5 protein-coding genes are annotated in these 5037 nt (G+C 38.9%); 4 read left to right on the top strand and 1 reads right to left on the bottom strand.

The window, feature by feature from the left end; all coding sequences use genetic code 11:
* Positions 1–36: 36 nt before the first annotated feature.
* On the bottom strand, positions 37–483 hold the full coding sequence (locus HYU07_03565) for an Lrp/AsnC family transcriptional regulator (protein ID MBI2129293.1): 447 nt from the start codon (positions 481–483) through the stop codon (positions 37–39).
* 121 nt (positions 484–604) lie between these two features.
* On the opposite strand from HYU07_03565, the gene HYU07_03560 reads away from it, so the two are divergent.
* The 4 genes from HYU07_03560 to HYU07_03545 all read left to right on the top strand — a co-directional run bounded on the left by HYU07_03560 (position 605) and on the right by HYU07_03545 (position 4896).
* Positions 605–892, top strand: coding sequence for a hypothetical protein (locus HYU07_03560; GenBank protein ID MBI2129292.1), 288 nt, complete (start codon positions 605–607; stop codon positions 890–892).
* Positions 893–983: 91 nt separating this feature from the next.
* The gene (locus tag HYU07_03555; GenBank protein MBI2129291.1) at positions 984–2648 is read left to right on the top strand and encodes a hypothetical protein; all 1665 of its coding nucleotides are present in this window, start codon (positions 984–986) and stop codon (positions 2646–2648) included.
* An 8-nt stretch (positions 2649–2656) separates the two neighbouring features.
* On the top strand, positions 2657–3514 hold the full coding sequence (amrB, locus tag HYU07_03550) for an AmmeMemoRadiSam system protein B (GenBank protein MBI2129290.1): 858 nt from the start codon (positions 2657–2659) through the stop codon (positions 3512–3514).
* 194 nt (positions 3515–3708) lie between these two features.
* Positions 3709–4896 (top strand): DEAD/DEAH box helicase, encoded by a 1188-nt coding sequence (locus HYU07_03545; GenBank protein MBI2129289.1) that lies wholly within the window; start codon positions 3709–3711, stop codon positions 4894–4896.
* Positions 4897–5037: the final 141 nt, after the last annotated feature.

The following is a 5037-nucleotide window of genomic DNA, read 5'->3' as shown; positions in this document are numbered from 1 at the left end:
CCAATCTAGATAGAGCATAAAAACTACTGCCAGAATTTACTTTATTTCTTTTTCTCTATAAATATTCAGTATCAATCTTGTCCTTGTAGACTCTACATCTGGCTCCTGCTGCAGTTTTTTGATAAAACTGTCCAGCTGCCTTTTTGTATGGAACCTTGCAAGGATTTCTACGTCATAATCGCCGGTTATATCCATTACCAGAAATACATTCGGGTCTGCAGCCAATTTCTTCACTATTTCATAAAATCTGCCTTTTTTGATCTTTAAAGCAATTAGAACTTCTATTGTGTAGCCCAGCTTTTCATAATCCACTATGATTGTCTTTTTCTTTATTATGCCTGTTCTTTTTAATCTTTTTATCCTGTTGTTCACTGTTCCAAGAGCTATGCCGCATCTTGAAGCGATGTCCCTGTTCGTAATGTCTGCGTCAAAAAGCAGAAGATTTACAATTTTTTTGTCAATTTCATCTGTTTCCTTGTTCATTTTCCATTATCGGATTGCTAGACTGAATGAACTAATATATAAATTTTTTTATTTTTTTGATATTTTGTTCAGAAAAACTATGAAAAATTATTTAAATTGGCAATAGTTATAGATGTACGAAATGGCGCAAACAGCAATTATTGAACCAGGATCAGGACTTTTAATGACAGTGGATTTTATTGTTAGAGATAGTTCTATGAATTCTTTGGCCGATGCAGCTCATGCAGCAGATAGTGGAGAACAACAAGAAATTCTTTCTGCAGCAGGGGTTAGAGAAGACCATTTTTATATTATGAGTGCGCTTAACTATATAAAAGAAGGGTGTGAAGAACAGCATAAATTAAGCCATATGCGTGATAAAATTTTCGATGAGGAAGCCAATAGATTTATAGAAGGCATTAATTATTAGAAAGGGCATATTTTTTGTCTTTCAAGTGACGTTTACTTAACAGCCTTCAGAATAGTTAATTTTTTATACTCTTTCTTTCATATTTTTTAATATGGCTAAAAAAGAGGCATATTGTTTTCGGATTTTATTATTTGTTTTGTTTTTCTTAGGCCTGTTGCTATCAATAAAAAATGCATCTGCACAGGAGAAAACAGTTTATGACGGCTGGCTTTACACAGGAAACAGCAGCAAAACTGCAGCAGGTGAAAGTTTTACGCTTTTTCTTGATGACAGCAGGACATTGGCATCTGTAAAATTCGAAGATGGCCGGATTTTCATAGTCAGGCAGATCCAGAGTGAAACAAAAGGCGGCATGACTGTAAGCTTCACAGGAACGCGTTTCGGCTATTATGACTCGCACAGGCCGAGCAGCTACGGAACTTATACAGAATATGACGAAGCGCATATTGTAATTTCTGTTGAAGTCGCAAATATTGATTTTAAATTAGGATTGAGCAAAAGTGAGATTGAGGTTGGCAGCACGTCCATTGTTAATGCAACATTCCTTAACAACGGAACAAGATCAGCAGAAAACATAGTTTACACTGCCTCTTTTCCTTCTTCAGTAAAAATAATGAACATCCAGGGCTGCGATTTTAAAGGGGATTATGTGGAATGGAAGGGAAGCCTGCTGAGCTATCAAAAAGCAGGCTGCTCTCTCGAGCTGCTGGCATTGCAGCCGGATACGATCTCTGCCATTGCTGTTCTGAATTATAGCGATGGAGTAAGCAATATCAGCATTCCCAAAACTGCCAGCTTAAGGGTAAAAGATTATTACCTTGAAATAAAAAACCAGCTGAATGGCTACAACAAGAGCATGGATGTCGGCGGCATAGTGAATCTAAGCATAAACTTGACAAATATTGACCCTGAGAGGGATATTGATGTTGATTTTTCATTAAGCATGCCGGGCGGGATTGAAATTTTAGAAAAATCCCCTCTTTTGTCCGGAAACAGCTGGAAGGGCATTTTGGCTGTCAACAGCGCTGCAAAGCAGTTTTACATCATATTCCGCGCAATAAAAAGCGGCGTGCAGGAAATAAAAGAAAAAGGCATTTTCAAGATCGGCTTTACGCAGACAATCAATGAAAAGGCAGTCCAGTTAAATGTCTCTTCAAGAAAGTTAAATGTGATATACCGGATAAAAAACCAGACTAATGAAACTTATGCTGAAGTCGGCCTTGTAAACAACGAGTCAAAGCTGTCATTTAAAAATGTAAATGCCTCTGTTATTTTCAGCAGCAACAGTTATAATTTCAGCATTGACATGATCGAGCCAGGATACTATTTCAGCATATTCAGGAAAAATTTCAGCCTTGAAGAGCTGAATATTTCAAATTTCATAAGTGTAAAGGCATATTATTCTGGATTCTATGGAGAGAGCCTTGTAATAAGCGAGACCAGAAACATAACAACGCCATTGGCTGCAAAGGCGGAAAATAAGACCATAATAATAAATGCAACGCTTATTAATCTGACAAATGCAACAAACACCAGCAGGAACATCAACTCAACAGCCAACATTTCAAACACAACATCCAATTCAAATAATTCATTAAACAAAACAAAAGCCCTGGCGCTTGGCGAATCACCCAAAGAGGGAGATTTTGTAAAAAAATTAATCGGCTGGTTCCTTGTATTTTTGTTACTGTTATTTTTTATTTTCCTGATAATGTCGTTTTTTAAAAGAAAAAATATAAATACTAAAGAGCCGTGATCAACGATATGACCAGGAAAGCTGTTTTTGCAGGGCAATTTTATGAAGCGAACAATTTTGCATTAGAAAGGCAGCTAAAGGACTGTTTTCTGTCAAAATTCGGTCCTGGAACGCTGCCAATAAGCAGGAGAAGCGGCTTTGTAAAAGCGATTATAGCTCCTCATGCGGGCTACACGTATTCCGGAGCCTGCGCTGCATGGGCTTACAAGGAGATCGGAGAGGCAGAAATTCCTGATCTTTACCTTCTGCTAGGCCCAAGCCATTCCGGATATGGTTCAGGCATTTCTCTTGAAAGCATAGAAACTCCTCTTGGCTTGGTAAGGATTGACCAGAATTTTGCCAAAAGCCTGCTCAATAAAAGCGATCTTGAAGTCAACGAAGCTGCGCATGAAAGCGAGCACTGCCTTGAAGTACAGCTTCCTTTTCTGCAGTTTGTCAACAAAAGATTCGAAGATAAGATCAAGATTCTTCCAATTGTCATAAGCCATGACATAGACCTTAAAAAACTGGCTCTGGACCTCAAAGAAACTATCATGGACTCAAATAAAAAGGTTGCATTGATAATTTCCTCTGATTTCACGCATTACGGCCCTGATTACGGCTTTGTTCCGTTCACAAAAGATGTTGCGGAAAGCCAGAAAAAGCTTGATCTTGGCGCCTTTGAATTCATTAAAACCCTTGACGCAAAAGGCTTTAGCAATTATGTGCAGACAACAGGAGCAACAATATGCGGCGCAATGCCAATTGCTGTTCTGCTTGGCTGCCTCAAGCAGGCAAAGCCAGAATTATTGAGATATTACACATCAGGCGATGTTGTCGGAGATTATAGGAATTCTGTCGGATATATGAGTGTATTGTTTAAGTGAGTTAAAACGCTGACTTGCAACGAACAACGATTAGTTACCATATAGTAGTCAGCAAATAGAAAGATTTATATAGTAGCACAAATGCATTAAACACAGAGCATTGGCTATTACGAGAAAGCACTTGATCATCGTCATGAACATTTCGCTTTTTCTGGTAAGTGCTGAATAAACATATAACATACATGAGGTAAAAAATGAATTTATTTGAAGATTTCGGGCTAAGCAGCCATCTGACTGCAACAATTAAAAAATTAGGATTTACTGAGCCAACTCAGATCCAGATACAGTCCATTCCCCATATTATGGCGGGAGAGGATGTAATAGGTGAATCAGCAACTGGTTCAGGAAAAACATTGGCTTTTGGCTGCGGCATTGCAGAGCATATAAGCCCTGAAGCAGGCTTGCAGGCATTGATACTCACGCCGACAAGAGAGCTTGCAGAGCAGGTAAAAGAGTCATTAAAGCGGATTTCATACCATAAAAAGCTGAATATCATCTCTGTTTATGGAGGGGTTTCTATCAGCCCGCAGATCAGCGAGCTGTCAAGGGCGAATGTAGTGGTTGCAACTCCTGGAAGGATCTTAGACCATCTTCAGAGGAGAACCATTAATCTGTCAAAGGTTAAATTATTGGTGCTGGATGAAGCAGACCGCATGTTTGACATGGGATTTATAGAGGATGTAGAGCAGATTATCAGGGCATGCCCGTCTAAAAGGCAGACTTTGTTTTTTTCCGCTACAATTTCAACGCGCGTAAAAGAATTAGCCAACAGGTACATGATAAATCCAGTGGATGTTTCAGCTGCCAATATGGTTGATCCAAGTAAGCTTAAGCAGGTTTATTATGATGTTCCAAGAAATATAAAGCTGTCATTGCTTGTGCACTTATTGAAGAATGAAGATTCAAAGCTGGTAATGGTTTTCTGCAATACAAGGAGAACAACTGATTTTGTTGTAAAAAACCTCAAGGCAAACAAGATTGATGCAATTGCGATCCATGGCGGCTTATCGCAGAACAACCGAACAAGAACTATCGGGCTGTTCAATGATGCCAGAGTCGGAGTATTGGTGTGCACTGATGTGGCTGCAAGAGGCCTGCATATCGACAATGTTTCCCACATCTATAACTATGACATCCCAAAAGACTCGAAAGACTATGTCCACAGAATAGGCAGGACCGCCAGGGCAGGAGAATCAGGAAAGGCCATCAATCTTTTGAGCGAGTATGACTATGATAACTTTTCCAGGGTTATGAACGATTACCACACATTCTCGATTGAGAAATTAGACAAGCCCTATCTGGAAAGAATAATTTCTATTCGGACAGAAAATTTCAGAAGGCCGCAAAGAAGAGATCAGAGGTCTTACGGGCGCAGAAGATAATGAAGGTTAATTTAAAAAGAAATTTATTATAAACCAAAAAGCTTAAATACTGCTCTGTTTTTTATCATAAATAATGGTTGAAAGGGAAGATCTTATCAAGAACTTCAAGGAGTGCATAGAAGGAGGTTTAAGCGAGGAATC

The sequence above is a fragment of the Candidatus Woesearchaeota archaeon genome (genome assembly GCA_016180285.1).
Classification (GTDB): Archaea; Nanobdellota; Nanobdellia; order Woesearchaeales; family JACPBO01; genus JACPBO01.
Note: the sequence above shows the minus strand (reverse complement) of the source record. Positions and strands in the feature narration are given on the sequence as shown.

What these genes read in the sequence shown, in the direction of transcription:
- HYU07_03565 (MBI2129293.1), bottom strand. Translation starts at nt 483, where the DNA reads ATGAACAAGGAAACAGATGAAATTGACAAAAAAATTGTAAATCTTCTG.
- HYU07_03555 (MBI2129291.1), top strand. Translation starts at nt 984, where the DNA reads ATGGCTAAAAAAGAGGCATATTGTTTTCGGATTTTATTATTTGTTTTG.
- HYU07_03560 (MBI2129292.1), top strand. Translation starts at nt 605, where the DNA reads ATGGCGCAAACAGCAATTATTGAACCAGGATCAGGACTTTTAATGACA.
- amrB (MBI2129290.1), top strand. Translation starts at nt 2,657, where the DNA reads ATGACCAGGAAAGCTGTTTTTGCAGGGCAATTTTATGAAGCGAACAAT.
- HYU07_03545 (MBI2129289.1), top strand. Translation starts at nt 3,709, where the DNA reads ATGAATTTATTTGAAGATTTCGGGCTAAGCAGCCATCTGACTGCAACA.